The organism is Enterobacter sp. UPMP2060 (genome assembly GCF_053709655.1).
On record NZ_JBSKJQ010000002.1, the window covers coordinates 380493 to 406500 of the forward strand.

Annotated in this window: 23 protein-coding genes; 14 read left to right on the forward strand and 9 right to left on the reverse strand. The window is 55.9% G+C overall.

What is annotated here, in order from left to right; genetic code table 11:
• Window positions 1-47: 47 nt before the first annotated feature.
• Both nfo and ACWKXN_RS07235 read right to left on the reverse strand, forming a co-directional pair.
• On the reverse strand, window positions 48-905 hold the full coding sequence (nfo, locus tag ACWKXN_RS07230; RefSeq protein WP_033146036.1) for a deoxyribonuclease IV: 858 nt from the start codon (window positions 903-905) through the stop codon (window positions 48-50).
• A gap of 64 nt (window positions 906-969) precedes the next feature.
• Window positions 970-2016, reverse strand: coding sequence for a YeiH family protein (locus ACWKXN_RS07235; protein ID WP_096150816.1), 1047 nt, complete (start codon window positions 2014-2016; stop codon window positions 970-972).
• 97 nt (window positions 2017-2113) lie between these two features.
• Between ACWKXN_RS07235 and yieE the strand changes: the two genes are divergently transcribed.
• From yieE to cirA, 3 genes are all read left to right on the forward strand, one after another.
• On the forward strand, window positions 2114-2980 hold the full coding sequence (gene yieE / locus ACWKXN_RS07240; RefSeq protein ID WP_023312476.1) for a DNA-binding transcriptional regulator YeiE: 867 nt from the start codon (window positions 2114-2116) through the stop codon (window positions 2978-2980).
• A gap of 180 nt (window positions 2981-3160) precedes the next feature.
• Window positions 3161-4630: an amino acid permease gene (locus ACWKXN_RS07245; RefSeq protein ID WP_023336352.1), complete on the forward strand. Its 1470-nt coding sequence runs from the start codon at window positions 3161-3163 to the stop codon at window positions 4628-4630.
• Between the two features lie 224 nt (window positions 4631-4854).
• Window positions 4855-6825 carry a catecholate siderophore receptor CirA gene (gene cirA / locus ACWKXN_RS07250; RefSeq protein WP_048979998.1) on the forward strand — a complete coding sequence of 657 codons (1971 nt, stop codon included), beginning with the start codon at window positions 4855-4857 and terminating at the stop codon, window positions 6823-6825.
• 111 nt (window positions 6826-6936) lie between these two features.
• Here cirA and fghA read toward each other — a convergent pair whose 3' ends face one another.
• Window positions 6937-7764, reverse strand: coding sequence for an S-formylglutathione hydrolase (fghA, locus tag ACWKXN_RS07255; RefSeq protein WP_182071296.1), 828 nt, complete (start codon window positions 7762-7764; stop codon window positions 6937-6939).
• 138 nt (window positions 7765-7902) lie between these two features.
• Here fghA and ACWKXN_RS07260 point away from each other — a divergent pair, with 138 nt between their 5' ends.
• The 7 genes from ACWKXN_RS07260 to mglC all read left to right on the forward strand — a co-directional run bounded on the left by ACWKXN_RS07260 (window position 7903) and on the right by mglC (window position 16097).
• The gene (locus ACWKXN_RS07260; protein ID WP_064672841.1) at window positions 7903-9051 is read left to right on the forward strand and encodes a YbfB/YjiJ family MFS transporter; all 1149 of its coding nucleotides are present in this window, start codon (window positions 7903-7905) and stop codon (window positions 9049-9051) included.
• Between the two features lie 102 nt (window positions 9052-9153).
• Window positions 9154-9822, forward strand: a complete 669-nt coding sequence (gene folE / locus ACWKXN_RS07265; RefSeq protein ID WP_023312471.1) for a GTP cyclohydrolase I FolE — start codon at window positions 9154-9156, stop codon at window positions 9820-9822.
• A 19-nt stretch (window positions 9823-9841) separates the two neighbouring features.
• Window positions 9842-10999: a DUF418 domain-containing protein YeiB gene (gene yeiB, locus ACWKXN_RS07270; RefSeq protein WP_454543563.1), complete on the forward strand. Its 1158-nt coding sequence runs from the start codon at window positions 9842-9844 to the stop codon at window positions 10997-10999.
• Between the two features lie 155 nt (window positions 11000-11154).
• On the forward strand, window positions 11155-12177 hold the full coding sequence (galS, locus tag ACWKXN_RS07275; RefSeq protein WP_033146029.1) for an HTH-type transcriptional regulator GalS: 1023 nt from the start codon (window positions 11155-11157) through the stop codon (window positions 12175-12177).
• A gap of 295 nt (window positions 12178-12472) precedes the next feature.
• The gene (gene mglB / locus ACWKXN_RS07280; RefSeq protein WP_023312468.1) at window positions 12473-13471 is read left to right on the forward strand and encodes a galactose/glucose ABC transporter substrate-binding protein MglB; all 999 of its coding nucleotides are present in this window, start codon (window positions 12473-12475) and stop codon (window positions 13469-13471) included.
• 79 nt (window positions 13472-13550) lie between these two features.
• The gene (gene mglA / locus ACWKXN_RS07285) at window positions 13551-15071 is read left to right on the forward strand and encodes a galactose/methyl galactoside ABC transporter ATP-binding protein MglA (RefSeq protein WP_023312467.1); all 1521 of its coding nucleotides are present in this window, start codon (window positions 13551-13553) and stop codon (window positions 15069-15071) included.
• A gap of 15 nt (window positions 15072-15086) precedes the next feature.
• On the forward strand, window positions 15087-16097 hold the full coding sequence (gene mglC / locus ACWKXN_RS07290) for a galactose/methyl galactoside ABC transporter permease MglC (protein ID WP_008500921.1): 1011 nt from the start codon (window positions 15087-15089) through the stop codon (window positions 16095-16097).
• A gap of 49 nt (window positions 16098-16146) precedes the next feature.
• Here mglC and ACWKXN_RS07295 read toward each other — a convergent pair whose 3' ends face one another.
• From ACWKXN_RS07295 to ACWKXN_RS07320, 6 genes are all read right to left on the reverse strand, one after another.
• Complete coding sequence (locus tag ACWKXN_RS07295) at window positions 16147-17535, reverse strand: glutamine synthetase family protein (RefSeq protein ID WP_454543656.1); 1389 nt, start codon at window positions 17533-17535, stop codon at window positions 16147-16149.
• A gap of 124 nt (window positions 17536-17659) precedes the next feature.
• A complete protein-coding gene (gene sanA / locus ACWKXN_RS07300) occupies window positions 17660-18376 on the reverse strand; it encodes an outer membrane permeability protein SanA (protein WP_008500918.1) in 717 nt (238 codons plus the stop codon).
• Window positions 18377-18502: 126 nt separating this feature from the next.
• Window positions 18503-19387, reverse strand: a complete 885-nt coding sequence (gene cdd, locus ACWKXN_RS07305; RefSeq protein WP_029740399.1) for a cytidine deaminase — start codon at window positions 19385-19387, stop codon at window positions 18503-18505.
• A gap of 129 nt (window positions 19388-19516) precedes the next feature.
• Window positions 19517-20212, reverse strand: coding sequence for a CidB/LrgB family autolysis modulator (locus ACWKXN_RS07310; protein WP_029740398.1), 696 nt, complete (start codon window positions 20210-20212; stop codon window positions 19517-19519).
• Window positions 20209-20604, reverse strand: coding sequence for a CidA/LrgA family protein (locus ACWKXN_RS07315; protein WP_023312463.1), 396 nt, complete (start codon window positions 20602-20604; stop codon window positions 20209-20211). Before ACWKXN_RS07315 ends, ACWKXN_RS07310 begins: the two co-directional genes overlap by 4 nt.
• A gap of 216 nt (window positions 20605-20820) precedes the next feature.
• Complete coding sequence (locus ACWKXN_RS07320) at window positions 20821-21531, reverse strand: type 1 glutamine amidotransferase (RefSeq protein ID WP_454543564.1); 711 nt, start codon at window positions 21529-21531, stop codon at window positions 20821-20823.
• Between the two features lie 59 nt (window positions 21532-21590).
• On the opposite strand from ACWKXN_RS07320, the gene ACWKXN_RS07325 reads away from it, so the two are divergent.
• From ACWKXN_RS07325 to licT, 4 genes are all read left to right on the forward strand, one after another.
• Window positions 21591-22388, forward strand: a complete 798-nt coding sequence (locus ACWKXN_RS07325) for an AraC family transcriptional regulator (RefSeq protein ID WP_048979988.1) — start codon at window positions 21591-21593, stop codon at window positions 22386-22388.
• A gap of 41 nt (window positions 22389-22429) precedes the next feature.
• The gene (gene dusC / locus ACWKXN_RS07330; protein ID WP_063143788.1) at window positions 22430-23362 is read left to right on the forward strand and encodes a tRNA dihydrouridine(16) synthase DusC; all 933 of its coding nucleotides are present in this window, start codon (window positions 22430-22432) and stop codon (window positions 23360-23362) included.
• A 302-nt stretch (window positions 23363-23664) separates the two neighbouring features.
• Entirely contained in the window at window positions 23665-25011 is a 1347-nt protein-coding gene (locus ACWKXN_RS07335) for a carbohydrate porin (protein WP_454543565.1), read from the forward strand.
• A gap of 155 nt (window positions 25012-25166) precedes the next feature.
• Window positions 25167-26000 carry a BglG family transcription antiterminator LicT gene (gene licT, locus ACWKXN_RS07340; RefSeq protein ID WP_454543566.1) on the forward strand — a complete coding sequence of 278 codons (834 nt, stop codon included), beginning with the start codon at window positions 25167-25169 and terminating at the stop codon, window positions 25998-26000.
• The last annotated feature ends 8 nt before the right edge of the window (window positions 26001-26008 follow it).

Here is a 26008-nt window from a genome sequence, read left to right on the forward strand (position 1 = left end):
GCGATAAACCACAAAAAAGCCGGGTTGCATTATGCACCCGGCTTTTTTTATGCCGCCTGCTCAGCGGTTTGCTGTGCCTTCAGCCAGGCAATCTCTTCAGCCCAGATGTCCGGATTAATGGTTTCCAGCACCATCGGAATACCGTCGAAGCGGGCGTCCTGCATAATGAAGCGGAACGCATCGTGGCCAATGTTGCCTTCACCCAGGCTGTGGTGGCGGTCAACGCGGCTGCCAAAGGCGCTTTTCGCATCGTTTAAGTGCATTCCGCGCAGGTACTTAAAGCCAACAATGCGCTCGAACTCATCGAACGTGTTTTTCGTTGCCTCGGTGGTGCGCAGGTCATAGCCGGCGGCAAACGCGTGGCAGGTATCAATGCACACGCCAACGCGGGATTTATCCTCCACGCCGTGGATGATCGCCGCCAGATGTTCAAACTTAAAGCCGAGGTTGCTGCCCTGACCGGCGGTATTCTCTATTACCGCGGTGACGCCTTTGGTCTTGTCCAGCGTGATGTTGATGGATTCGGCAATGCGCGCCAGGCAGGCATCTTCATCGATTTGCATCAGATGGCTTCCCGGATGGAAGTTCAGCAGCGTCAGCCCAAGCTGTTCGCAGCGCTGAACTTCATCAAGGAACGCCTCGCGGGATTTTTCCAGCGCCTCTTCAACCGGGTGACCGAGGTTGATCAGGTAGCTGTCGTGGGGAAGGATCTGGCCTGGCCCGTAGTGATACTTTTCACAGGCGGCTTTGAAATCATCAATCACGTCAGCGGTGAGCGGCGCGGCGCGCCACTGGCGCTGGTTTTTGGTGAACAGGGCGAAAGCGGTCGCCTCGATTTCGGCGGCGCGAATGGCGGCATTCGCAAGGCCACCTGCAGCGCTGACGTGCGCTCCAACATATTTCATAAAAAAACTCCTGCTAACCCGAAACGCTTATGATAGCGGGTTAGCAGGAGAAGGACGAGATGGTTTATGCCATCAGGCTATGGACCGCGAGGTTAATCGCACCGCCCCCGACAATTAGCCAGATGAAGAGCACCAGTGCCATCAGCAGCGGTTTCGCACCGGCTTTTTTCAGCGCGCTGACGTGTGTGGTGACCCCCAGTGCCGCCATGGCCATCGCCAGCAGCACGGTATCCAGCGTCACCAGCATATCCACCACCGCTTTCGGCAGCAGGTGGAAGGAGTTAAAGATAGCGACCACGATGAACAGGATCGCAAACCACGGAATGGTGATTTTGCTTTTCTCGCTGCCGCCTGCCGGTGCCAGCTGCTTAACCCGCGCCGCGAGGAAAATCAGGAACGGCGCCAGCATCATTACGCGCAGCATTTTGGCAATCACCGCCGCGTTTTCGGCTTCCGGGTTAATGGCATGTCCTGCCGCCACCACCTGAGCTACTTCGTGCATGGTCGAGCCGATATAGATGCCGTAGGTTTCAGGGCTGAACCAGTGGGCCACCAGCGGATACATGGCCGGGTAGAGGAAGATCGCCAGCGTACCGAAGATCACCACCGTCGCCACCGCCACGGTTACCTTGCTGGCTTCGGCTTTAACAACGGGCTCTGTTGCCAGCACCGCCGCGGCCCCGCAGATACTGCTCCCGGCACCGATCAGCCAGCTGGTTTGCTTATCCAGGCCGAATATTTTCTGGCCAATAAAGCAGGCCAGTAAAAAGGTGCTGGTCAGGGTCAGGACGTCGATGGCAATTCCGCTCACGCCCACGTCCGCAATCTGCGAAAAGGTGAGACGGAAGCCGTAAAGGATGATCCCGAGACGCAGCAGGTGCTGTTTGGCAAAGATCACGCCGCCGTCGCAGGATTTCCAGATATGTGGGTAAACCGTATTTCCCACGACCATGCCCAGCAAAATGGCCAGCGTCAACGCGCTAAAACCTGCGCCTGCGATAGCCGGGATGCTGCCGCCCCATAGCGCTACGGCGGTCACTGCTGCGCTAAGCGCGAGGCCCGGCACGAAGTGCCACACTGTACGATGATGTTGTAGGGTGATTTCTGACATAACCTTCTCCTTTGTCTGGCTAAAGGTTACGGCGCTCTGGCTTAAAAATAAAATTGATTATATACTTATAATCAATCTATATAAGTGGTAAGTAACCATGCACATTACATTGCGTCAGCTGGAAGTGTTTGCCGAGGTGCTAAAAAGCGGCTCGACGACCCAGGCGTCACAAATGCTGGCGCTCTCGCAGTCTGCGGTCAGCGCGGCGCTGACCGATCTTGAAGGACAGCTGGGCGTGCAGCTGTTCGACAGGGTAGGGAAGCGACTGGTAGTCAACGAGCACGGCCGTCTTCTTTATCCACGCGCGCTGGCGCTGCTGGAGCAGGCTATCGAAATCGAACAGCTGTTCCGCGAAGACAACGGTGCGATCCGCGTCTACGCCAGCAGCACCATTGGGAACTACATTCTGCCGGAAGTGATTGCCCGCTACCGCCGGGATTTCCCAACCCTGCCGCTGGAGATGAGCGTGGGTAACAGCCAGGACGTTATCAACGCGGTGATCGATTTCCGCGTGGATATCGGCCTCATCGAAGGACCCTGCCATAACGTCGATATCATTGCCGAGCCCTGGCTGGAGGATGAGCTGGTGGTGTTTGCGTCCCCGGCCTCGTCGTTATTGCAGGGCGAGGTGACGCTGGAGCGCCTGGCGCAGGCGCAGTGGATCCTGCGCGAGCAGGGCTCCGGCACGCGTGAAATTGTCGATTATCTGCTGCTTTCCCATCTGCCGCATTTCCAGTTAGGGATGGAGCTTGGGAACTCTGAGGCTATCAAGCACGCGGTGCGTCATGGCCTGGGGATCAGCTGTCTTTCCCGGCGCGTCATTGCCGAACAGCTTGAGACGGGGTCGCTGGTTGAAATCCCGGTTCCGTTGCCGAAACTGGTGCGTACCCTGTGGTGCATCCATCATCGTCAGAAACACCTTTCCAGCTCTCTGCAGCGTTTTCTGCGCTACTGCGCCATTTAACGTTTCCCGGTGGCGCTTCGCTTACCGGGGCTACGCGCGCCTGTCACCCTACATTTTTATGCTTTACTTATAATCCTGGCCGAGTCATGAAGCTCTCTTATAACTGAGTATTTCTGCCGGAAGGAACGCGGATCGTCTGCTACAATCGCGCCTCATTTATTGAATGGACAGCATTTTCATATGGTTTCAGAAATTAAAACCACAGAAGCGCCCACGCTACGTCGTGAACTCAAGGCGCGTCACCTGACGATGATCGCCATTGGCGGCTCAATCGGTACAGGTCTTTTCGTTGCCTCTGGCGCAACGATTTCGGCAGCCGGCCCGGGTGGGGCACTCTTCTCTTATATCCTGATTGGCCTGATGGTGTACTTCCTGATGACCAGTCTCGGCGAACTGGCCGCGTACATGCCGGTATCCGGTTCGTTCTCGACCTACGGTCAAAAATACGTTGAAGAAGGCTTCGGCTTCGCGCTGGGCTGGAACTACTGGTACAACTGGGCGGTCACTATCGCCGTTGACCTTGTCGCCGCACAGCTGGTGATGAACTGGTGGTTCCCGGATACGCCGGGCTGGATCTGGAGCGCCCTGTTCCTCGCCGTCATCTTCCTGCTGAACTACATCTCCGTGCGCGGTTTCGGCGAAGCGGAATACTGGTTCTCTTTGATCAAAGTGGCAACCGTCATCATCTTTATCGTCGTCGGTGTGGCGATGATCGTTGGTATTTTCAAAGGCGCAGAACCTGCGGGCTGGAGTAACTGGGCGATAGGCGATGCGCCGTTTGCCGGTGGCCTTTCGGCGATGATTGGCGTGGCGATGATTGTCGGCTTCTCGTTCCAGGGTACCGAGCTGATTGGTATCGCCGCCGGTGAGTCAGAGAATCCGGAGAAAAATATTCCGCGTGCGGTCCGTCAGGTATTCTGGCGTATCCTGCTGTTCTATGTGTTCGCGATCCTGATTATCAGCCTGATCATCCCGTACACCGATCCAAGCCTGCTGCGTAATGACGTAAAAGACATTAGCGTCAGCCCGTTCACGCTGGTCTTCCAGCACGCCGGTCTGCTTTCAGCTGCGGCAGTGATGAACGCCGTTATCCTGACCGCTGTGCTTTCAGCCGGTAACTCCGGGATGTACGCGTCCACCCGTATGCTCTACACGCTGGCATGCGACGGTAAGGCGCCGCGTATCTTCGCGAAGCTGTCCCGTGGCGGTGTACCGCGTAACGCGCTTTACGCAACAACGGTGATTGCCGGTCTGTGCTTCCTGACCTCCATGTTTGGCAACCAGACGGTGTACCTGTGGCTGCTTAACACGTCCGGGATGACGGGCTTTATTGCCTGGCTGGGGATTGCTATTAGCCACTACCGTTTCCGCCGCGGTTTCGTCAAGCAGGGTCACGATATTAACTCGCTGCCGTATCGCTCCGGCTTCTTCCCACTGGGTCCTATTTTCGCCTTCATTCTGTGCCTGATCATTACGCTGGGACAGAACTATGAAGCGTTCCTGGCGGACACCATTGACTGGGGCGCCGTGACGGCGACCTACATTGGTATTCCGCTGTTCCTCGTCATCTGGTTTGGCTACAAGCTGACGAAAGGAACAAAATTCGTTCGCTACAGTGAAATGGAATTCCCGGAACGATTTAAACAATAACCGCACTTCCTCTCTTTTAACCCGCTCAATCGAGCGGGTTTTTTTATTCCCGCATTCTGATACAAAGATATATTTCTTAACAATTTAATTGATAATAATTATCGTTTGCTTTATCGTTATCAAAAATAAGCGTGTCACCGACCCACCGCAGATGTGGGCGGCAAGGAAGACGCTGTGAGCAATGATGATTTGATTTAGTTGTATTTACCTCATGGAGATATGGAATGTTTAGGTTGAATCCCTTCGTCAGGGGAGGACTTTGTGCGTCCGCAATGTCCCTGGCCCTGCCTGTTATCGCAGCGGAATCCGGCGACACAATGGTTGTAACGGCCTCCGCGACCGAGCAAAACCTGAAAGACGCCCCGGCAAGCATCAGCGTGATTACCCAGGAAGATTTGCAGCGCAAACCCGTTCAGAATCTGAAAGATGTGTTACGGGAGGTGCCGGGCGTTCAGCTCACGAGCGAAGGGGACAACCGTAAAGGGGTAAGTATTCGTGGACTGGACAGCAGTTACACGCTGATCCTGATCGACGGCAAGCGCGTTAACTCGCGTAACGCGGTTTTCCGCCATAATGATTTCGACCTCAACTGGGTTCCGGTTGACGCCATCGAACGAATCGAAGTGGTGCGCGGACCGATGTCTTCTCTGTACGGTTCCGATGCGCTGGGCGGCGTGGTGAACATTATCACCAAAAAAATCGGCCAGAAGTGGACGGGCACCCTGAGCGCCGATTCCACAATTCAGGAGCACCGCGACCGTGGAGACACCTACAACGGTCAGTTCTATACCAGCGGTCCGCTGGTGGACGGCCTGCTGGGGCTGAAAGCCTACGGTAGCCTCGCGAAGCGTGAGAAAGACGGTCAGCAGAAGTCCTCTACCACGGCGAGCGGTGAAACGCCGCGCATTGAGGGCTTCACCAGCCGCGATGCGAATGTGGAGTTCGCCTGGACACCGTCTGAAAACCACGACTTTACGGCGGGCTACGGCTTCGACCGTCAGGATCGCGACTCGGATTCCCTCGACAAAAACCGCCTTGAACGTCAGAACTACTCTCTCAGCCACAACGGCCGTTGGGGCGTCGGCAACAGCGAGCTGAAGGTTTACGGCGAAAAGGTGGATAACAAAAACCCGGGTAACAGCAATCCGATCACCTCCGAGAGCAACGCGGTGGACGGAAAATACGTGCTGCCGCTGGGTGAAATCAACCAGCTGCTGACCTTCGGTGGGGAATGGCGTCACGATAAGCTGAAAGATCCGGTCAACCTGACGGGCGGTTCCAGCAGCAGTACCTCGACAAGCCAGTATGCCCTGTTCCTTGAAGATGAGTGGCGTCTCTTTGAACCTCTGGCGCTGACCACCGGCATCCGTATGGATGACCATGATACCTACGGTGACCACTGGAGCCCGCGAGCCTATCTGGTTTACAACGCGACCGATACCGTAACGGTGAAAGGGGGCTGGGCTACCGCGTTTAAAGCGCCGTCACTGCTCCAGCTGAGCCCGGACTGGGTCACCGGCTCGTGTCGCGGTGCCTGTGAGATTGTCGGTAACCCGGATCTGAAACCGGAAACCAGCGAAAGCTTCGAATTCGGTCTGTACTACAGCGGGGAAGAGGGCTGGTTAGAGGGCGTGCAGGCCAGCGTCACAACCTTCCAGAATAACGTGGATGACCGCATCAGCATCAGCCGTACGGCCAATGCAAAACAGGCCCAGGGTTACCCTAACTACGTTGGCCTGAATGCGGACGGTGAGCCGATTTTCCGCTACTACAACGTTAACAAGGCGCGCATCCGCGGGGTGGAGACCGAGCTGAAACTCCCGCTGGCGGACGACTGGAAACTGACCCTGAACTACACCTACAACGATGGTCGCGATATCAGCAACGGCGGCAACAAGCCGTTGTCCGATCTGCCGTTCCACACCGCCAACGGTACCGTTGACTGGAAGGCGACGCAGGACTGGTCGTTCTACGTTCAGGGCAACTACACCGGTGAGAAACGCGCGCTGACCAGCAGTGCAGCAACGCCGGGTGGCTATGTCATCTGGAATACCGGCGCCGCCTGGCAGGCGACGAAAAGCGTGAAGCTACGCGCGGGCGTGCAGAACCTGCTGGATAAAGATCTGAGCCGCGACGATTACAGCTATACGGAAGATGGCCGTCGCTACTTTGTCGGTGTGGATTACAAGTTCTGATGCGGCCAGGGTAAAAGCAAAACGGCAACGTAAGTTGCCGTTTTTAGTATTTGTTCCCTCTCCCTGTGGGAGAGGGCCAGGGTGAGGGCATCAGAGCGCACACACTCGCACTTACCCAAACAAATGCTCCGCATGGAAGCGGAGATGATCCTCAATAAATGACGCGATGAAGTAATAGCTGTGGTCATACCCCGGCTGAATGCGCAGCGTCAGCGGCCAGTCCTTCTGGCGGGCCGCTTCTGCCAGCACCGCAGGCTGTAGCTGCCCGGCGAGGAACTGATCCGCATCGCCCTGATCGACAAGCACCGGGATCGCATTTGCCGAGCTGCTGGCCAGCATCAGCGCACAGCTGTCCCATTCCTGCCATTTTGCTTCATCTTCACCCAGATAGTTCGTGAAGGCTTTCTGCCCCCACGGCACCTGCATTGGGTTCACAATTGGCGCAAATGCCGACACGCTGACGTATTTTCCCGGATTTTTTAACGCCATGATCAGCGCCCCGTGACCGCCCATAGAATGTCCGCTGATGGCGCAGCGGTCGCTTACCGCAAACCCGGACTGAATCAGCGCGGGCAGCTCGTCGCGAATGTAGTCATACATGCGGTAGTGGCCTGCCCACGGCTGCTCGGTCGCATTGAGATAAAACCCGGCGCCTTTACCCAGGTCGTATCCTGCATCGTCGGCCACATCATCGCCACGCGGGCTGGTATCAGGCATCACCAGCGCAATACCCAGCTCGGCGGCAAGTCGCTGTGCGCCCGCTTTGGTGGTGAAGTTTTCGTCGTTGCAGGTCAGGCCCGAAAGCCAGAACAGAACCGGCGGATTTTCCGTCGGCGGCAGGAAAATGCTGAACGTCATCGCACAGTTCAGGACGGTGGAATCATGCCGCCAGCGCTGCTGTCGACCTTCAAAACAACGGTGCTCTTCGAGCAGTTCCATGCAGGGCTCCTTAATGAGAATGCGTATTCATAAAAACCATAATACAGCCTTTTCATTGACCTGTGAGTAACTTTCACTTTCGCCAGACGGCGAGATGCTGCATCATAAATTTACTTTTCTTTAACAATTGGAGCGGTCATGGCGCTGCGTATTGCGCTCAGTGGATTTGTCGTTCTGGTGGTGGCGATGGGGATAGGGCGCTTTGCCTTTACGCCTCAGGTGCCGCTCATGATTGCTGCCGGGCAGCTTACGCTGACCAGCGCGGGTCTGGTGGCGGCGATGAATTATCTGGGCTATCTGGTGGGCGCATGGGATGCCATGCGCGCGCACCGCTTTGTGGAAACGCGCCTCTGGCTTGGCATCACCGGCGCGGTTGCGCTGACGCTGCTCTCCGCGGCGGCGGATAACGCCGTCGTGCACGGCATGCTGCGCTTCGTGATTGGCTGCATGAGCGGCTGGTCGATGGTACTCATTGCCGCCTGGACCAACGAACGGCTGGGGCAGCTGGGTAAACCGGGCCTGAGCGCCGCCGTGTTTGCCGGGCCAGGGGCGGGCATTGCCCTGAGCGGGCTGCTCGCCGTCTATATCCAGGCGAAATCCCTTTCGGCCGGGGCGGCATGGCAAATCTACGGCGTGCTGGCGCTGGTGCTGATTGCGCTGGTGGCGCGCTACCTGCCGCGATCCGGGCAGCTCCATCGCCCCGGCACCGCGCCGGAGCCCCTGGTGCTGACGGCGGATTTAAAGCGCCTGGTCTGGAGCTACAGCCTGGCCGGGTTTGGCTATATCCTCCCGGCGACATTTCTGTCGCAAATGGCTGCGGTGCGTTTTCCCGGCAGCCTGTTCGCCCAGTTTGTCTGGCCGTTTTTTGGTATCGCCGCCGTGGTGGGCATTGCGCTCAGTATTCTTTTACGCCACACCTCAACGGCGAACCGCAGGCTGGCTATCGTGCTGTGGTTACAGGGGGCTGGCGTGCTGGCGGCCTGGCTGCTGCCGGGGATTGGCGGTTTGCTGACGGGCGGGCTGCTGGTGGGCGGCGGTTTTTTGTGTGCCGTGCAGCTCTCTCTTTTATACGGCCGCGAGCTGGCGCCAAACCATACGCGTTATATGGCAGGCCTGCTCACCACCGGGTATGCGATTGGTCAATTGATTGGCCCGATGACCTCGGCGTTATCAACCTGGCTTACCCACCGGCTGGAGCCCGCGCTGGGGCTGGCGGGCGTTGCGCTGTTCGTCGGCGGAGCGCTGGTCTGGAATCGTCACGCTGAAAGGCAACAGCAATTGCAATAATTATCGTCGTGAATACTGGATTATGTGCGCCGCCTCACGCACAATGAGCGCATACTTTTGCCACAACGAGGGCAAAAGACGCCACACCTGCAGGAGAACAAAATGTCATCACTCAGTAAAGAAGCTGCCCTGGTCCACGAAGCCCTGGTTGCGCGCGGTCTTGAAACGCCACTGCGTCCGCCCGTACAGGATTTGGACAATGAAACCCGCAAGCGTCTGATTGCCGGTCATATGACCGAGATCATGGAGCTGCTGAATCTCGATCTGAGTGACGACAGTCTGATGGAGACGCCGCACCGCATCGCGAAAATGTACGTCGACGAAATTTTTTCCGGGCTGGATTACGCCAACTTCCCGAAAATCACCGTCATTGAAAACAAGATGAAAGTGGATGAAATGGTGACGGTACGCGATATCACGCTGACCAGCACCTGCGAACACCACTTCGTGACCATCGACGGTAAAGCGACCGTGGCGTATATCCCAAAAGATACGGTGATTGGCCTGTCGAAAATCAACCGCATCGTGCAGTTCTTTGCTCAGCGTCCGCAGGTGCAGGAGCGTCTGACGCAGCAGATCCTGACCGCGCTGCAAACGCTGCTGGGCACCAATAACGTGGCCGTCTCTATCGACGCGGTTCACTACTGCGTGAAGGCGCGCGGCGTGCGTGATGCGACCAGTGCAACGACCACCACGTCGCTGGGCGGCCTGTTTAAATCGAGCCAGAATACCCGCCAGGAGTTCCTGCGCGCCGTACGTCACCACAACTAAGTCTTACAGGGCAGGAACCATGGAGCGAAACGTCACGCTCGATTTTGTTCGCGGCGTCGCCATTCTCGGTATCCTGCTGCTTAATATCAGCGCCTTCGGCCTGCCGAAGGCGGCTTATCTCAATCCTGCCTGGTATGGCGACATCACGCGCAGTGATGCCTGGACTTGGGCTGTCCTCGATCTCTTCGCGCAGGTTAAATTCCTCACGCTGTTTGCCCTGCTGTTTGGTGCAGGCCTGCAACTCCTCCTCAAACGCGGTACGCGCTGGATCCAGTCGCGCCTGACGCTGCTGGTTCTCCTCGGCTTTATCCATGGCCTGTTCTTCTGGGACGGCGATATTCTTCTCGCGTATGGGTTAGTCGGGCTCATCTGCTGGCGTCTGATTCGCGATGCGCACAGCGTAAAAAGCCTGTTTAACACCGGCGTGATGCTCTATGTCATGGGGCTTGGGGTCCTGCTGCTGCTGGGGATGATCTCCGGCGAGGCGACGAACCGTTCCTGGATCCCGGATGCCGCTAACCTGCAGTACGAACAGTACTGGAAGCTGAAAGGCGGTACGGAAGCGATAAGCAACCGCGCGGATATGCTGGGGGATAACCTCCTTGCGCTGGGCGCGCAATACGGCTGGCAGCTGGCGGGCATGATGCTGATGGGCGCGTCACTGATGCGCACCGGCTGGCTGAAAGGGGAGTTCAGCCTGCGTCACTATCGGCGAACGGGGGTCGGGCTGGTGCTGATCGGCGTGCTGATTAACCTCCCAGCGATAATCACGCAGTGGCACATCCACTGGGATTACCGCTGGTGCGCGTTCCTGCTCCAGGTGCCGCGCGAACTGAGCGCGCCGTTCCAGACCGTCGGCTACGCGGCGCTGATCTATGGCTTCTGGCCAACGCTTTCCCGCCTGTGGATCGTCAGCGCTATCGCCTGCGTGGGCCGCATGGCGCTGAGCAATTACCTCCTGCAAACGCTTCTCTGCACCACGCTTTTCTATCGATTTGGCCTGTTTATGAAATTCGACCGCCTCACGCTGCTGGCGTTTGTTATTCCGGTCTGGGTGATTAACCTGGCGTTTTCTGTTCTCTGGCTACGCTATTTCCGCCAGGGACCGCTGGAGTGGGTGTGGCGTCAGTTAACCGCACATGCTTCAGGGGTATCATTGAGGAACACATCCAGATAACGATCTGGATCACAATCATTAACAAAACGGATGTAAGCGTTTTCATGAGTGTGAGCTTCTTCACGTAGTCCCCTTTCTCTCGCTGCCAAAATAGCCACCTTGCTAAACACAGGGGGTGTCTGTGAGTTGCTGCAATCCTTTGAAGGATGGTGAATATGATCACCATTCGTGACGTCGCCCGTCAGGCGGGCGTTTCTGTGGCTACCGTCTCACGCGTGCTGAACAATAGCGCGCTGGTCAGCCCTGAAACCCGTGAAACCGTAATGAAAGCCGTGACCCAGCTCGGGTACCGGCCAAATGCCAATGCCCAGGCGCTTGCGACGCAGGTCAGCGACACCATCGGCGTGGTGGTGATGGATGTATCGGATGCCTTTTTCGGCGCGCTGGTTAAAGCGGTCGACGTGGTCGCCCAGCAGCATCAGAAATATGTCCTGATCGGCAATAGCTATCATGAGGCGGAAAAGGAGCGCCATGCCATCGAAGTGCTGATCCGCCAGCGCTGTAACGCCTTGATTGTCCACTCAAAAGCCTTGAGCGATGAAGAGCTAACCGGCTTTATGGATCAGATCCCGGGCATGGTGTTGATCAACCGCATCGTTCCCGGCTATGCCCATCGCTGCGTCGGGCTGGATAACGTCAGCGGCGCCATGATGGCGACGAAAATGCTCATCAACAACGGGCATCAGCGGATCGGTTATCTGGCCTCCAGCCATCATATTGAAGATGACGACCTGCGGCGCGAGGGGTGGCAAAGCGCTCTGAAAGAGCACGGCATTACGCCGTCAGAAAGCTGGACGGGCACCGGTACGCCGGACATGCAGGGCGGCGAGGCGGCAATGGTGGAGCTGCTGGGCCGCAACCTGCAGCTTACTGCGGTGTTTGCCTATAACGACAGCATGGCGGCAGGCGCCCTGACGGCGCTGAAGGATAACGGCATTGCGGTGCCACAGCATTTATCACTCATTGGTTTTGATGATATCCCGATTGCCCGTTACACCGACCCGCAGCTGACAACGGTGCGTTACCCCATTGCTTCTATGGCGAAACTGGCGACTGAGCTGGCGTTACAGGGGGCTGCAGGGCTGCTGGATCCGGGCGCAACGCACTGTTTCATGCCGACTTTAGTGCGTCGGCACTCCGTCGCGGCCCGGCAAATTGTGGTTCCGATCACTAACTGATTACTTGAGGTGATGTAACCGTTTTCAATCTGTGAGTAAATTCACAGTATCTTAACAAGGCGCTGACTATGATGTCAGCGTTTTAGGGGCTGAAACGCTATGTAACGGTGATTATTCACTTTCACTATAGCCAATGTGCCGCAAACAACGAATAAAACGCATTTCTGGAGCGTTACCGAACACGGAAGATAGAAATTTTATAAGTGAACTTCGGCTGTCAGTAACGTTTTATTAACACCTGCCCGCCGATCGTTATTCACAAGAACTACCCTGCATAAAAAAAACCGGAGATACCATGAATAAGAAGGTGTTGACCCTGTCTGCCGTAATGGCAAGCATGCTTTTTGGTGCAGCAGCGCACGCTGCGGATACCCGTATTGGTGTGACCATCTATAAATACGACGACAACTTCATGTCTGTTGTACGTAAAGCGATTGAGAAAGATGCGAAAGCAGCGCCAGACGTTCAGCTGCTGATGAACGACTCCCAGAACGACCAGTCCAAACAGAACGACCAGATCGACGTTCTGCTGGCGAAAGGCGTGAAAGCCCTGGCCATCAACCTGGTTGACCCGGCTGCAGCAGGCACGGTTATTGAAAAAGCGCGCGGCCAGAACGTGCCAATCGTCTTCTTCAACAAAGAACCTTCCCGTAAAGCGCTGGATAGCTACGACAAAGCGTATTACGTCGGTACCGACTCCAAAGAGTCCGGTATTATTCAGGGCGATCTGATCGCGAAACACTGGGCGGCGAACCCGAACTGGGACCTGAACAAAGACGGTCAGATTCAGTTCGTGCTGCTGAAAGGCGAACCCGGCCACCCGGATGCTGAAGCCCGTACCACCTACGTTATCAAAGAGCTGAACGACAAGGGTCTGAAAACCCAGCAGCTGGCGTTAGATACCGCGATGTGGGATACCGCTCAGGCGAAAGATAAAATGGACGCGTGGCTGTCCGGCCCTAACGCAAACAAAATCGAAGTGGTTATCGCCAACAACGATGCGATGGCAATGGGTGCGGTAGAAGCGCTGAAAGCACACAACAAATCCTCCATTCCTGTGTTCGGCGTAGATGCACTGCCAGAAGCGCTGGCGCTGGTTAAATCCGGTGCGATGGCCGGTACCGTTCTGAACGATGCCAACAACCAGGCGAAAGCGACCTTCGATTTGGCGAAAAACCTGGCCGATGGCAAAGGCGCGGCAGATGGCACCAGCTGGAAAATTGAAAACAAAATCGTTCGCGTACCTTACGTGGGCGTAGACCAGTCCAACCTGGCTGAGTTTATCGGTAAATAAGTTAGCGGTACTGTCTCCACTGGGCGCAATTCGTTGCGCCCTTTTATAACGCGATATGCGAGGCCAACAAGGTATAATTATGGTCAGCACAAATACTCAGTCATCCGGTGAATACCTGTTGGAAATGAGCGGTATCAACAAGTCATTTCCCGGCGTTAAGGCACTCGATAATGTTAATTTAAAAGTTCGTCCTCACTCTATTCATGCCCTGATGGGGGAGAACGGTGCGGGTAAATCAACATTATTAAAATGTCTTTTTGGGATCTATCAAAAAGATTCTGGCAGCATTCTTTTTCAGGGGAAAGAGATCGATTTCCATTCAGCGAAAGAAGCACTGGAAAACGGTATCTCGATGGTTCACCAGGAATTAAACCTGGTGCTGCAGCGTTCAGTCATGGATAACATGTGGTTGGGGCGTTATCCAACCAAGGGTGTCTTTGTCGATCAGGACAAAATGTATCGCGACACCAAAGCGATTTTTGATGAGCTGGATATTGATATCGATCCGCGCGCCCGCGTGGGAACATTATCCGTCTCCCAGATGCAGATGATCGAAATCGCCAAAGCGTTCTCCTATGATGCGAAAATCGTCATCATGGACGAACCGACATCGTCATTAACGGAAAAAGAGGTTAATCACCTTTTTACCATTATTCGTAAGCTAAAAGATCGCGGCTGCGGCATTGTGTATATCTCCCACAAAATGGAAGAGATCTTCCAGCTGTGCGATGAGATTACCATTCTGCGCGACGGTCAGTGGATTGCCACGCAGCCGCTGGAAGGGCTGGACATGGACAAGATCATCGCCATGATGGTCGGCCGTTCCCTTAACCAGCGCTTCCCGGACAAAGAAAACAAGCCGGGCGAAGTGATCCTGGAAGTGCGCAATCTGACCTCGTTGCGTCAGCCGTCTATTCGCGACGTCTCCTTCGACCTGCATAAGGGCGAAATCCTGGGGATTGCCGGTCTGGTCGGGGCAAAACGTACCGATATCGTGGAAACCCTGTTCGGTATCCGTGAGAAAGCCGAAGGCACTATTACGCTGCACGGTAAGAAAATTAACAACCACAACGCCAACGAAGCCATTAATAATGGTTTTGCGCTGGTGACGGAAGAGCGTCGTTCGACCGGTATTTATGCCTATCTGGATATTAACTTTAACTCGTTAATTTCTAACATTCGCAATTACAAAAACAAAGTCGGACTGCTGGATAACTCCCGCATGAAGAGCGATACCCAATGGGTTATTGACTCCATGCGCGTGAAAACGCCAGGACACCGCACCCAAATTGGTTCTCTGTCAGGCGGTAACCAGCAGAAAGTCATTATCGGACGTTGGTTATTAACCCAGCCAGAAATTCTGATGCTGGATGAACCGACCCGCGGTATTGACGTCGGCGCGAAGTTTGAAATTTATCAGCTGATTGCCGAGCTGGCGAAAAAGAATAAAGGGATCATTATTATTTCTTCCGAAATGCCGGAATTGTTAGGGATCACGGATCGTATTCTGGTTATGAGCAATGGTCTCGTTGCCGGTATTGTTGACACCAAAACGACAACGCAAAACGAAATTTTGCGTCTTGCGTCTTTGCACCTTTAAGATCAGGGGCTCCTCATGAGTGCGTTAAATAAAAAAAGTTTTCTCACTTACCTGAAAGAAGGCGGTATTTACGTTGTTCTTTTAGTACTGCTGGCTATCATCATTTTCCAGGACCCTACGTTCTTAAGCCTGCTGAACCTGAGTAACATTCTGACCCAGTCCTCCGTGCGTATTATCATTGCGCTGGGCGTGGCGGGCCTGATCGTGACCCAGGGGACGGACCTTTCTGCCGGTCGTCAGGTGGGTCTGGCGGCGGTTATCGCGGCAACCCTGCTGCAGTCGATGGAAAATGCCAACAAGGTCTTCCCGGAAATGGCCACCATGCCTATTTTCGTGGTGATCCTGATTGTCTGCGCCATCGGTGCGGTGATTGGTCTGATCAACGGTATCATCATCGCCTACCTGAACGTGACGCCGTTTATCACCACGCTGGGTACGATGATCATCGTTTACGGTATCAACTCCCTGTACTACGACTTTGTCGGTGCTTCCCCCATCTCGGGTTTTGACAGCGGCTTCTCGACCTTTACGCAAGGGTTCATCGCGCTGGGCAGCTTCCGCCTGTCGTATATCACCTTCTATGCGCTGATTGCGGTGGCCTTCGTCTGGATCCTGTGGAACAAAACGCGCTTTGGTAAAAACATCTTCGCTATCGGCGGTAACCCGGAAGCGGCGAAAGTCTCCGGCGTGAACGTTGCCCTGAACCTGCTCATCATTTATGCCCTGTCCGGCGTGTTCTACGCCTTCGGCGGGATGCTGGAAGCGGGCCGTATCGGCTCTGCAACCAACAACCTTGGCTTCATGTACGAGCTGGATGCAATCGCAGCCTGCGTGGTGGGCGGCGTCTCCTTCAGCGGCGGCGTGGGTACGGTACTGGGCGTGGTGACCGGTGTGATTATCTTCACCGTCATCAACTACGGCTTGACCTATATCGGCGTGAACCCGTACTGGCAGTACATCATCAAAGGCGCCATCATTATCTTCGCGGTTGCGCTGGATTCACTGAAGTACGCGCGTAAGAAGTAATTGCTCCTCGCGTTATCCGGCCCGCTCATCGAGCGGGCTTTTTTATGCCCTACGCCAGATGCGACTCCTCTCGGGTCACGATGCGCTCAAACCAGTCGAGTTCAGAAAACTTGCAGGCGACCCATTGTTCGGAAAAAGCGTCGCCCAGGCTGTCGGTGAGGTACTGACAGCGGGCAAAGGTCTCAATCGCCTCCTGCTGAAACAGCGGCAGCGCGGGTTCATCATGCTGCGGTTCGGGCAAATCCTCGTCGTCGGTGTTTTCCAGCCCGTACAGCATGCCGGTCAGGATAGTGGCCGCCACCAGATAGGGATTGGCATCGGCCCCGGCCAGCCGGTACTCGATACGACGGTTGTGGTCATCCGAGCAGGGAATACGCAGGGCGGCGGAGCGGGTGTTATAGCCCCAGGAGTTAAATACGGGCTCCGTCAGGTTTTTACGCAGGCGACGAAACGCGTTAACGCCCGGCGCAAGAATGGCGACAGAGGCGGGCATCAGCGCCAGCTGCCCCGCGATGCACAAACGCATCATGCTGTTAAGCGCGTTCACCGGGGAAGCAAAAACGTTTTCGCCGTGACGATTGTTCAGGCTGAAATGGAAGTGCAAACCGCTGCCGGACAGCTGGCTGAAAGGCTTCGCCATAAAGTTGGCCTGCAGGCCGTGCTTTTCGGCAACGTAACGGGTCAGGTGACGAAGCGCCAGCACGTTATCGCAGACCTCAACGACGCGATGGCTGTGCTTCAGGTTTAATTCGTACTGACCGGACTCGGCTTCCGCCACGATCCCGGACAGCGGGATGCGCTGCAGGTGCGCCAGCTGTTCCAGCTCGTCAAACAGTGCCGCATGGGCCGTCGTAGTATCCATATGAAAACAGCCCTGATTTTGCGGATCCCGATTGTCATGTCCCGTCAGATAGAACTCGATTTCCGGGGCAATCACCGGGAAGAGGCCGTGCTGGTGGAAGCGGGCCAGCACGTTCTGCAGTATCACGCGCGGCTCAAGCGGGCAGGGGGTGTCGTCGCTGTCTTTCATCGTCAGCAGGATCTGCGCGTTGTGCTGCGGATCTTGCGGGCAGGGGCGCAGGGAGCCGGCGACAGGAACGCAGAGTCGGTCCGGCTCATCATGCAGCGGGGCGGCGATTTTTCCTTTCTGATCCATCGAGTAGACCGAAAGGGGAAAATAACAGCCTTTTTCCAGGCTCAGCATGCTCTCCACCGACAGACGCTTGCCGCGCATCGTGCCGTTGATATCGTTCAGGTAAACGTCAATGTGTTTCGTCTGGGGGTAGCGTTCCAGATAATCTGCCACTTCCACTGAAATGTTGTGCTGCAGGGCGTCAATTTTTTCATCAAGCCAGAGACCGGAATTGAGTGCGCCAGGAAGTGATAAACCGGGAAAGTTAAAATACGGGCGGAGACTTTTGAGGAAAAACGCATTCATTATTGAGTTCATAGTCATTCTTCAATGAAGCCGTAGCGGCAGTGAACTCAGCTTAAAAGAGCCGACGTAAAGGGGGGATAAAAAGCGTCAGGCCCGGCGTAAAGAAAGTATAAAGGCGGTCCTGTTATTTCTCCTTTTTCTGCATATCCAGCAGCTGCTCGGGCGTGACGGCCGGGTAACCCTGCGCGTCTTCCGGCACTTCGTGCATCGCCGGAATCGGAACCAGCGGGCCTAAAAAGCGCGGTTCGCGTTTGAAGATATACAGATCGGCCAGGGCGCCAAAACGGGCGCCGAACTCGCGCACGCGCACGCTCAGCATATCTTTTGGCGACGGCACCGCGTAACACTGCGCCTGAATGCCCATATGCAGCGCGATAAACAGCGCGCGCTCGCAGTGGAAGCGCTGGGTAATGATGATGAAGTCGTTGGTATCGAAGACTTTACGCGTGCGCACGATGGAGTCCAGGGTGCGGAATCCGGCGTAGTCGAGCACGATATCGGCAGGGTCCACGCCCGCGGCAATCAGGTCCTTACGCATCGTCACCGGTTCATTGTAGCTTTGCAGCGCGTTATCGCCGCTCAGCAGCAGGTAGTTCACCTTGCCGCTGTTGTAGGCGTTCAGCGCGCCCTGAATGCGGTAACGGTAATACTGGTTGATCACGCCGGTGCGGTAATACTTGGCGGTGCCGAGCACCACGCCAACCTGACGATAGGGCAGGTCCTGCAGGTCATCAAAGATGTAGGGGGCGGTTTTCCAGCTCATCCAGCGGTCGAGACCCAGCACGATCAACAGCAGTATGCCGACCAGGACAGACAGGCTGTAAAAAACGCGCTTTAACATGGAGATGGCTCGTTCGTGGATGAAATTTAACTCAGGCTACTTTACCCGCCTGGTTAGCGCAAGAAACAGCGACTCAACTGAGGGGTTTTTCAGCAAACTGGCGGGCATTTCTGCCCGCCGGAAGGATTACGCAAGCAGTACGCGGTCAATCGTCGTGCAGCCCAGCGCTTTAAGCGTCGCGGCGGTCGCATCCCACTGAATCAGCGGCGCATCGGCAATTTCTGCCAGAATAGCGCGCTGAATGTCCGGATAGTCATAGCCGTTCAGGCTCAGCAGGTTAAGCGCGCCCTGCAGCGGAGGCAGGGTTGGGTTAAACGCGGCGTTTTCTGCATAGCTGCCGCTAAAGATCCGGCCATCGCGGCACTGCAGCGCCACGCCGCTCGGAGACTTGCTGTACGGCGTGTGGCTTTTGTTGGCCGCGCGAATGGCCGCCTGGCTCAGATCATCGCCGGACAGGGCGTAACCGTGGTCCTGCTCGTCCATCAGCAGCGTTTTGATCTCCAGATCTTTCGGGCCAAACGCGTCAGGCAGATAATCTCCCAGCGTATGCGGCGCGCGGCCCGGCAGGTTGATGCGCAGCTGCAGCCCGCTGTTCAGCTCGTTCATAAACTGACGGCAGTGGCCGCAGGGGGTATAGTTAACGGTAATGGCGCTCAGGGCTTTTTCACCGCGCAGCCAGGCGTGGCTGATGGCGCTCTGCTCGGCGTGAACCGTTTGCTGCATGGTCGCGCCCAGGAACTCCATATTGCCACCGAAGTACCAGGTTCCGCTGACGCCGCGCGCAATGGCCCCGACGTTAAAGTGGGAGAGATCGGCCCGCGCGCAGGCGGCAGCCAGGGGAAGCAGTGCGAAAGCCAGCGCGTCTTCGTCCAGTCCCGTTGCCTGTTTCAGCATCGTGACCTGCTCAGCGGTCAGCAGGGCGGGGAAGTGTGCATCTGCCAGAACGGGAGCCAGGGCTGACTGCAAATTCTCTGCAAGCTGGGCGAAAGCAGCTTGAAAACGTGGGTGCATGGCGTTTGCCTCATAAAGGTTAATGGATCGGTAGTTTACGGAGCCGTCAGGGCTTTATATGTGATCCACTTCTCATTATGTATGCAACTTATGAAATCAAAATGAAATTTGCGCGACGCATCGCAAATTTTAGCCCATCACCGCCAGAATCAGCGGGAAAATGAACGGGGCCAGCAGGGAGGTGATAATCCCGCAGATCACCAGCGCCAGGGAGCTAAACGCCCCTTCCTGATAATCCAGCTCCGCACAGCGGGCAGTGCCCAGGGCGTGGGAAGCTGTTCCCATCGACAGTCCCCGTGCCGCTTTAGTGTGAATACGCATCCCGTTCAGCAGGGTGTGACCAAACACCGCCCCGAGAATACCGACGAAAATGACGCACATCGCGCTGATGGCCGGGATCCCGCCGAGGCTGCCGCCGACCGCCATCGCGATAGGCGTGGTCACCGATTTAGGCAGGATCGATGCCGCAATCTGCGGAGAGGCCCCCATCAACAGCGCTACCGACGTGCCGGTGATCATCGCCACCAGGCTGCCCACAAAACAGATGGTAATGATGGATTTCCAGCGGGCGCGGATCTGATGGAGCTGCTCGTATAAAGGAAAGGCGAGCGCCACAACGGCAGGCTGCAGCAGGTCGTTTAAAATTTTGCTGCCGGCAAAGTAGCGTTCGTAGGGAATGCCGGTGAGAAGCAGGAACGGAATAATTACCACCATCGCCACCAGTAGCGGGTTCAGCAATGGCATTTTGAAGCGTGCGGCAAGCTTGCGCGCGGCGAAGAACACCGCCAGGGTTAACGGCAGCGACCACCAGATATTGGCCATCATTTTTTTGTTTTCTCCCCGACCACGTTACGTTCGCCATGCACCAGATGCGAACTCCAGCTCACCACAAGGAAAACCACCAGCGTACTGACCGCGCAGGAGACCACAATCGGGCCGAACTGGGCCTTGAGCAAATCAAAATACTGCATGACCCCGACGCCGATAGGCACGAAAAGCAGCGCCATATAGCGAATAAGGACGAAGCAGCCGGGATTGACCCATTTTGCGGGCAGGATTTGCAGCGCCAGCAAAACAAAGAGGATCAGCATACCGATAATGCTGCCGGGAATGACGATCGGCAGCAGCGACGCGATGAAAATCCCGGCGTACAGGCAGGCGTAAATCAGGACGAATGCGCGCAGATATTGCCAGATAATGTTCAATGATTTGCTCATGGTGATAGTCCTTGCTGAAACGCATTCATCATACAATTAAACCCAAAAATGTGCCACGGATCACATCATGAAATTTGAGCATACCAGACATTCCAGAATGGAACGTCTGGTATCACCGCACAGGGGCAGGCTACAGTTTAGAGGAAAGGGCGTGCGGTCAGGCTACAGTTTAGAGGAAAGGGCGTGCGGTGGCGAAGTGACGAGCCAGAGAATGCATCAGCGCGAGGCGGTCAGTTTATCCAGAAAAGAAAACAGCACCTGATTCATTTCGCGATAATCATGCGAGCGAAGTTTTTCCGCCGTTTCGACAAAACGAAATTCAGCCGCGCGGCGGAGATCGTTCTGCGAATGTTCAATCAGCAGCTCAACCACCTCCGGCGTCAGTTCCATATGACACTGAAAACCGTAAACCCGTTCTCCATATTGCACGATCTGACGGGGGCAGCCCTCGCTGTAAGCCAGCACGTTAGCCTGCGGCGTCAACCCTGGCATGTCGTTATGCCAGTGACCGACGTTCAGCTCGTGGCCAAAATCCTCAAACAACGGGTTCGCCTTGCCTGCCTCTGTGAGCCTGACGGGAAATTTGCCGATCTCTTTTTCCGGGCTATGGCAAAACGCTGCGCCCAGCGCTTCACCGATAAGCTGCGAGCCCAGACAAACGCCAATCACCGTTTTACCTGCCTCAATTGCGCGGCTGATGAGCCGCATTTCCGTCTGCGCGTCAAACCAGGGGCACTCCTTAAGCGTGGTGGCAGGTGACTGCGGGCCTCCCATGATGATAAGCAAGTCCGTGCTCAGCAGATCCTCAGGTAACGGATCGCCCTGATAAACTCTGGAGTAGCTCATACTACAGCCGCGATTTTTCCCCCAGGTTTCATATGCTCCTGGCGCTTCGAAATGTTCATGAATGATAAAATGAATGTGCATTGCGTCTCTCTCCGGTTACGTGTACAAGCAGCATCATAAGAGGAAGGGAGGAATGTGAAATGCCAACCGTTATCGATAAAACGCCAATTCACGACGATGCCATCGGTTGGTCCCGAGGGGCAATTAGCTATACGCGCGGCGAAGTGGATCCCCCTCACCGGCATTCACAGGGGCAGCTTTTGTTTGCCATCAAAGGGGTGATGCTGGTCGAAACCGGCAATAAGCGTTGGGTCATACCGCCACAGCGCGCGCTGTGGATCCCTCCCTTTCAGGAACACACCTACAGCGTGTTATCCGCAACGGAGCTTCGCGCGGTCTGGTTTAGCCCCGCGCTGATATCGCAATGCGGATCTTTTAAACGGAAAGAAGAGGTTCACGTGATTATGGCGACAGCGCTGTTCAAAGAGCTGATTGCCGGGCTGTTCAGTGCGCAATACCGGCCAGCCAGCCAGCGCAGCATGGCCGTTTTGCTGCTCGAAATCCTCAGCGAGGCGCAGCAGATTTCGGCGGAATTACCGATGCCCGTGGATGAGCGGTTACATCGGGTTGCCTGTGACATCATTGCCAGCAATCTCTGGGATGTTTCGATGGACAGGCTGGCGGAACAGGCCGCGATGTCTGAACGCACATTCTCACGCGCGTTTATCAAAGATACCGGGTTTAGCTTCCGGGCCTGGCGTCAGCGTGCAAGGATTTGTGCCTCGCTGGACCTGCTCGCCAACGGATACCCGGTTAAGCAGGTGGCCTGGATGCTGGGGTTTTCCGGGCAGGCGGCATTTGCGGCGGCGTTTCGCGCCATTGTGGGGGCAACGCCGGCTGACTTTCTCCCTGAACAGAAGCGCTTCCCAGCGATATAGAGAGCGGCTACTATAGCGCGTCTTTTTTCACAGGTACTGTTATGCGTGTTTTACTGGCCCCAATGGAAGGCGTGCTCGACTCCCTCGTGCGCGAGCTTCTGACCGAGGTGAACGATTACGATCTCTGCGTGACGGAGTTTCTGCGCGTGGTCGATATGCTGTTGCCGGTAAAATCTTTCTTCCGCCTGTGCCCCGAGCTGCACAACCAGAGCCGGACCTCTTCCGGCACGCTGGTGCGTATTCAGCTGCTCGGCCAGTACCCCGAATGGCTGGCGGAAAACGCCGCCCGCGCGGTTGAGCTGGGCTCTTACGGGGTGGATCTCAACTGCGGCTGCCCGTCGAAGCTGGTGAACGGCAGCGGCGGCGGGGCGACGTTGCTGAAAGATCCTGAGCTGATTTACCGCGGCGCGAAGGCCATGCGTGAGGCCGTGCCTTCGCATCTGCCGGTGACGGTGAAGGTGCGCCTGGGGTGGGACAGCGACGCGCGGCAGTTTGAAATCGCCGATGCGGTGCAGCAGGCCGGGGCCACCGAGCTGGTGGTGCATGGCCGCACCAAAGAAGATGGCTACAAGGCCGAGCGCATTAACTGGCAGGCGATCGGCGAGATCCGCAAGCGCCTCACCATTCCGGTCATCGCCAACGGTGAAATCTGGGATTACGAGAGCGCGCAGGCCTGTCTGAACGCCACCGGCTGCGATGCGGTGATGATCGGTCGCGGTGCCCTGAATGTGCCCAACCTTAGCCGGGTGGTGAAATATAACGAGCCGCGAATGCCGTGGGCAGACGTCGTCACGCTGCTGCAAAAATACAGCCGACTGGAAAAGCAGGGCGACACCGGTTTGTATCACGTCGCGCGAATTAAACAGTGGCTGAGCTATTTACGCAAAGAGTACGATGAAGCGCTGGGATTATTTCAGGAAATTCGTACATTGCAGACTTCATCTGATATTGCCCGGGTGATTCAGTCAAAATAATAAGCGTTAAATTGCTCACACTTTTTTAAATCAGAAAACCGTTCTGGTTTTCAACGTGGCGCGACGGTGTTAAGGTGCCACTGTTTTCAACGCAGGATTGTTACTGGTTAACAGGCAAAACCTAAGCGTTTCACAGCATTTTCGCTGTGGAGCGCTTAGGTTTTTTTTTGCCTCTCGTTTACGCAGGAGAGAAATTTGGCTTAGCGCTTTTTACTGATTTTAAAAAAATGAAATATCGACAGGAAATAGAAAAATTTCCTGCGGCCGGTTACGCACAAAATACTCAATCACAGGTTGTTATCATGGCATATAAAAATAAACTTTATGCACTCGCCTTATTAGCGATATCCCCGCTGTCGGTGGCGCAGGACTGGAACGGAACGGTATTAGGTTTTGAAGCTCCGCCGGAGCCTGTTCTGGGCGAAATGCTCGGCATACGTAAAATCCTCAACCATAACGGTTTTACCTATAACCTCGGATATCTGAATGAAATTGGCTGGAACGGCGGTGGCGGATATAACCACGACTCCCACGTGGCCTATATCGACCAGTTTGCGCTGACCTTCAGCCAGGAACTGGAGCGCTGGACCGGTATCCCGGATGCGCGTATCGAAGGGAACATCGTCAACCGTAACCACAATGACGACCTCACCACCAAACGCGTGCAGGACCCGCGCGTTAACTTTAACGACCTGACCCAGGAGAGCTGGGGCGGGCAGTCGATTACCCGTCTGGGCTGGCTGACCTTTGCCCGCAGCTTTGACGACCGGCGTCTGACCTGGCGCATCGGGATGATGAACAAGGTGCAGACCTTCGATCAAATCATCCCCTGTGATTTCCAGCTCCTGTCGCAGTGCGGCGGGAAGTCAGCCAACTCGCTGACGTGGAACAACTGGAACGTTCACACCTGGGGCACCACGCTTGCGTATAAATTAACGCCGACGCTGACCTTAAAAGGTGGCGTGATGGAGCAAAATCCCGAGGCCTCCAGCCGCAGCCACGCGTGGAGCTGGTCGACGAAGGGCAGCAAAGGGGTCTTACTGCCGGTTGAAATCGAAGCGCGTCCGCTGATTAACGGCCTGCCGGGCGCGTACAACCTGGGCGTGGTGTTTACCAACGCGCCGCAAACCGATCTCTTTCGCGGCAAATCCGGCGGTGCGGGCGCGACGGACCCGAACGGCTTTGATACCCACAGCCGGACCTGGTTCATGTACGCCGGGCTGAACCAGCAGCTTACGCAGCATCAGGATGACCCGAATCGCGGGTTGAGCACCTCTTTCAGCATGAGCCTTGCGGATCAGAGTACCAACTACATGCACCAGGTTTACGCCGCCTCGCTGCGCTACCGCGGGCTGTTTGACGCGCGGCCGGAAGACTGGATTGGCTTCGGGCTAACCTGGATTGATATGAGCAGTCAGTACGCCCGCAACCAGCACTATATGAACAGCCTGAGCGGCGTGTCGGACTATAACGATCCGGCGTATCACCCGGAGCCAGGCCACTCCCTGAACGGTGAGTTTTATTATCGCTTCCGTCCGGTGTCGTGGCTGGAGCTGCAGCCGGGCATTCAGTACTGGCACCATCCCGGCGGCGTATCCCGGACGCAGGATGCCTGGGTGACGGAGCTGAAAACTGTCGTGACGTTCTAGCAATGTCGATCCGCGTCACGTTTCTGACGCGTGACGCATTGAGGCTATGAATGAAACTGATAGAGTGCCAGAACTGGATTGTTACTGCTTAGGCAGGCAAAACCTGATTTTCTGGCATCTGCCGGAAGTCAGGTTTTTTTGTTTCTGGGGTTCAGATGAAAATCGCCAAGATACTCAATAATAACGTGGTGGTTGTTCAGGATGAGCGCGGGCGCGAACAGGTGGTGATGGGCCGCGGGCTGGCCTTTCAGAAGCGCGTCGGCGAAGCGCTGGATACCGCGTTGGTTGAAAAGGTGTTTGCGTTACAAAGCGATGAACTGGTGCGTCGACTCGGAGAGCTGTTGAGTCAAATTCCGCTGGAGGTGATGACCACCTGCGACCGCATCATCGGGCTGGCGGCGCAGCGGCTGGGCAAGCTGCAGGAGAGTTTGTATATCACCCTCACCGACCACTGCTACTTTGCGATTGAGCGGCAGAAGAACGGGCTGGCCATCAAAAACGTGCTGCTGTGGGATATTAAACGGCTGTATCCGAAGGAGTTCGAATTAGGGCAGGAGGCGCGGGCCATTATCGCCAGACGCCTGAACGTCGAGCTGGAGGAGGATGAGGCCGGGTTTATCGCGCTGCATCTGGTCACCGCGCAGCTGAACAGCGAAATGCCGGAAGTGATGCACGTGACGCGGGTGATGCAGGAGATCCTGCAGCTGGTGAAGTATCAGCTGCAGCTTGAGTACGATGAAGACTCGCTCAGCTATCAGCGTTTTGTCACGCATCTGAAGTTTTTTGCCCAGCGGATGCTGACCCGCACCGTGGTGGAAGATGACGATGTCTCGCTGCATACGGCAGTAAAAGACAACTACGCGAAAGCGTGGATATGCGCCGAGAAAATCGCCCAGCACCTGAACAAAAGCTATCAGCGTGAGCTGATGACCGAAGAAATTATGTTCCTCGCCATTCATATCGAGCGGGTGAGAAAAGAGGGGCGCTAAGCCTCAAA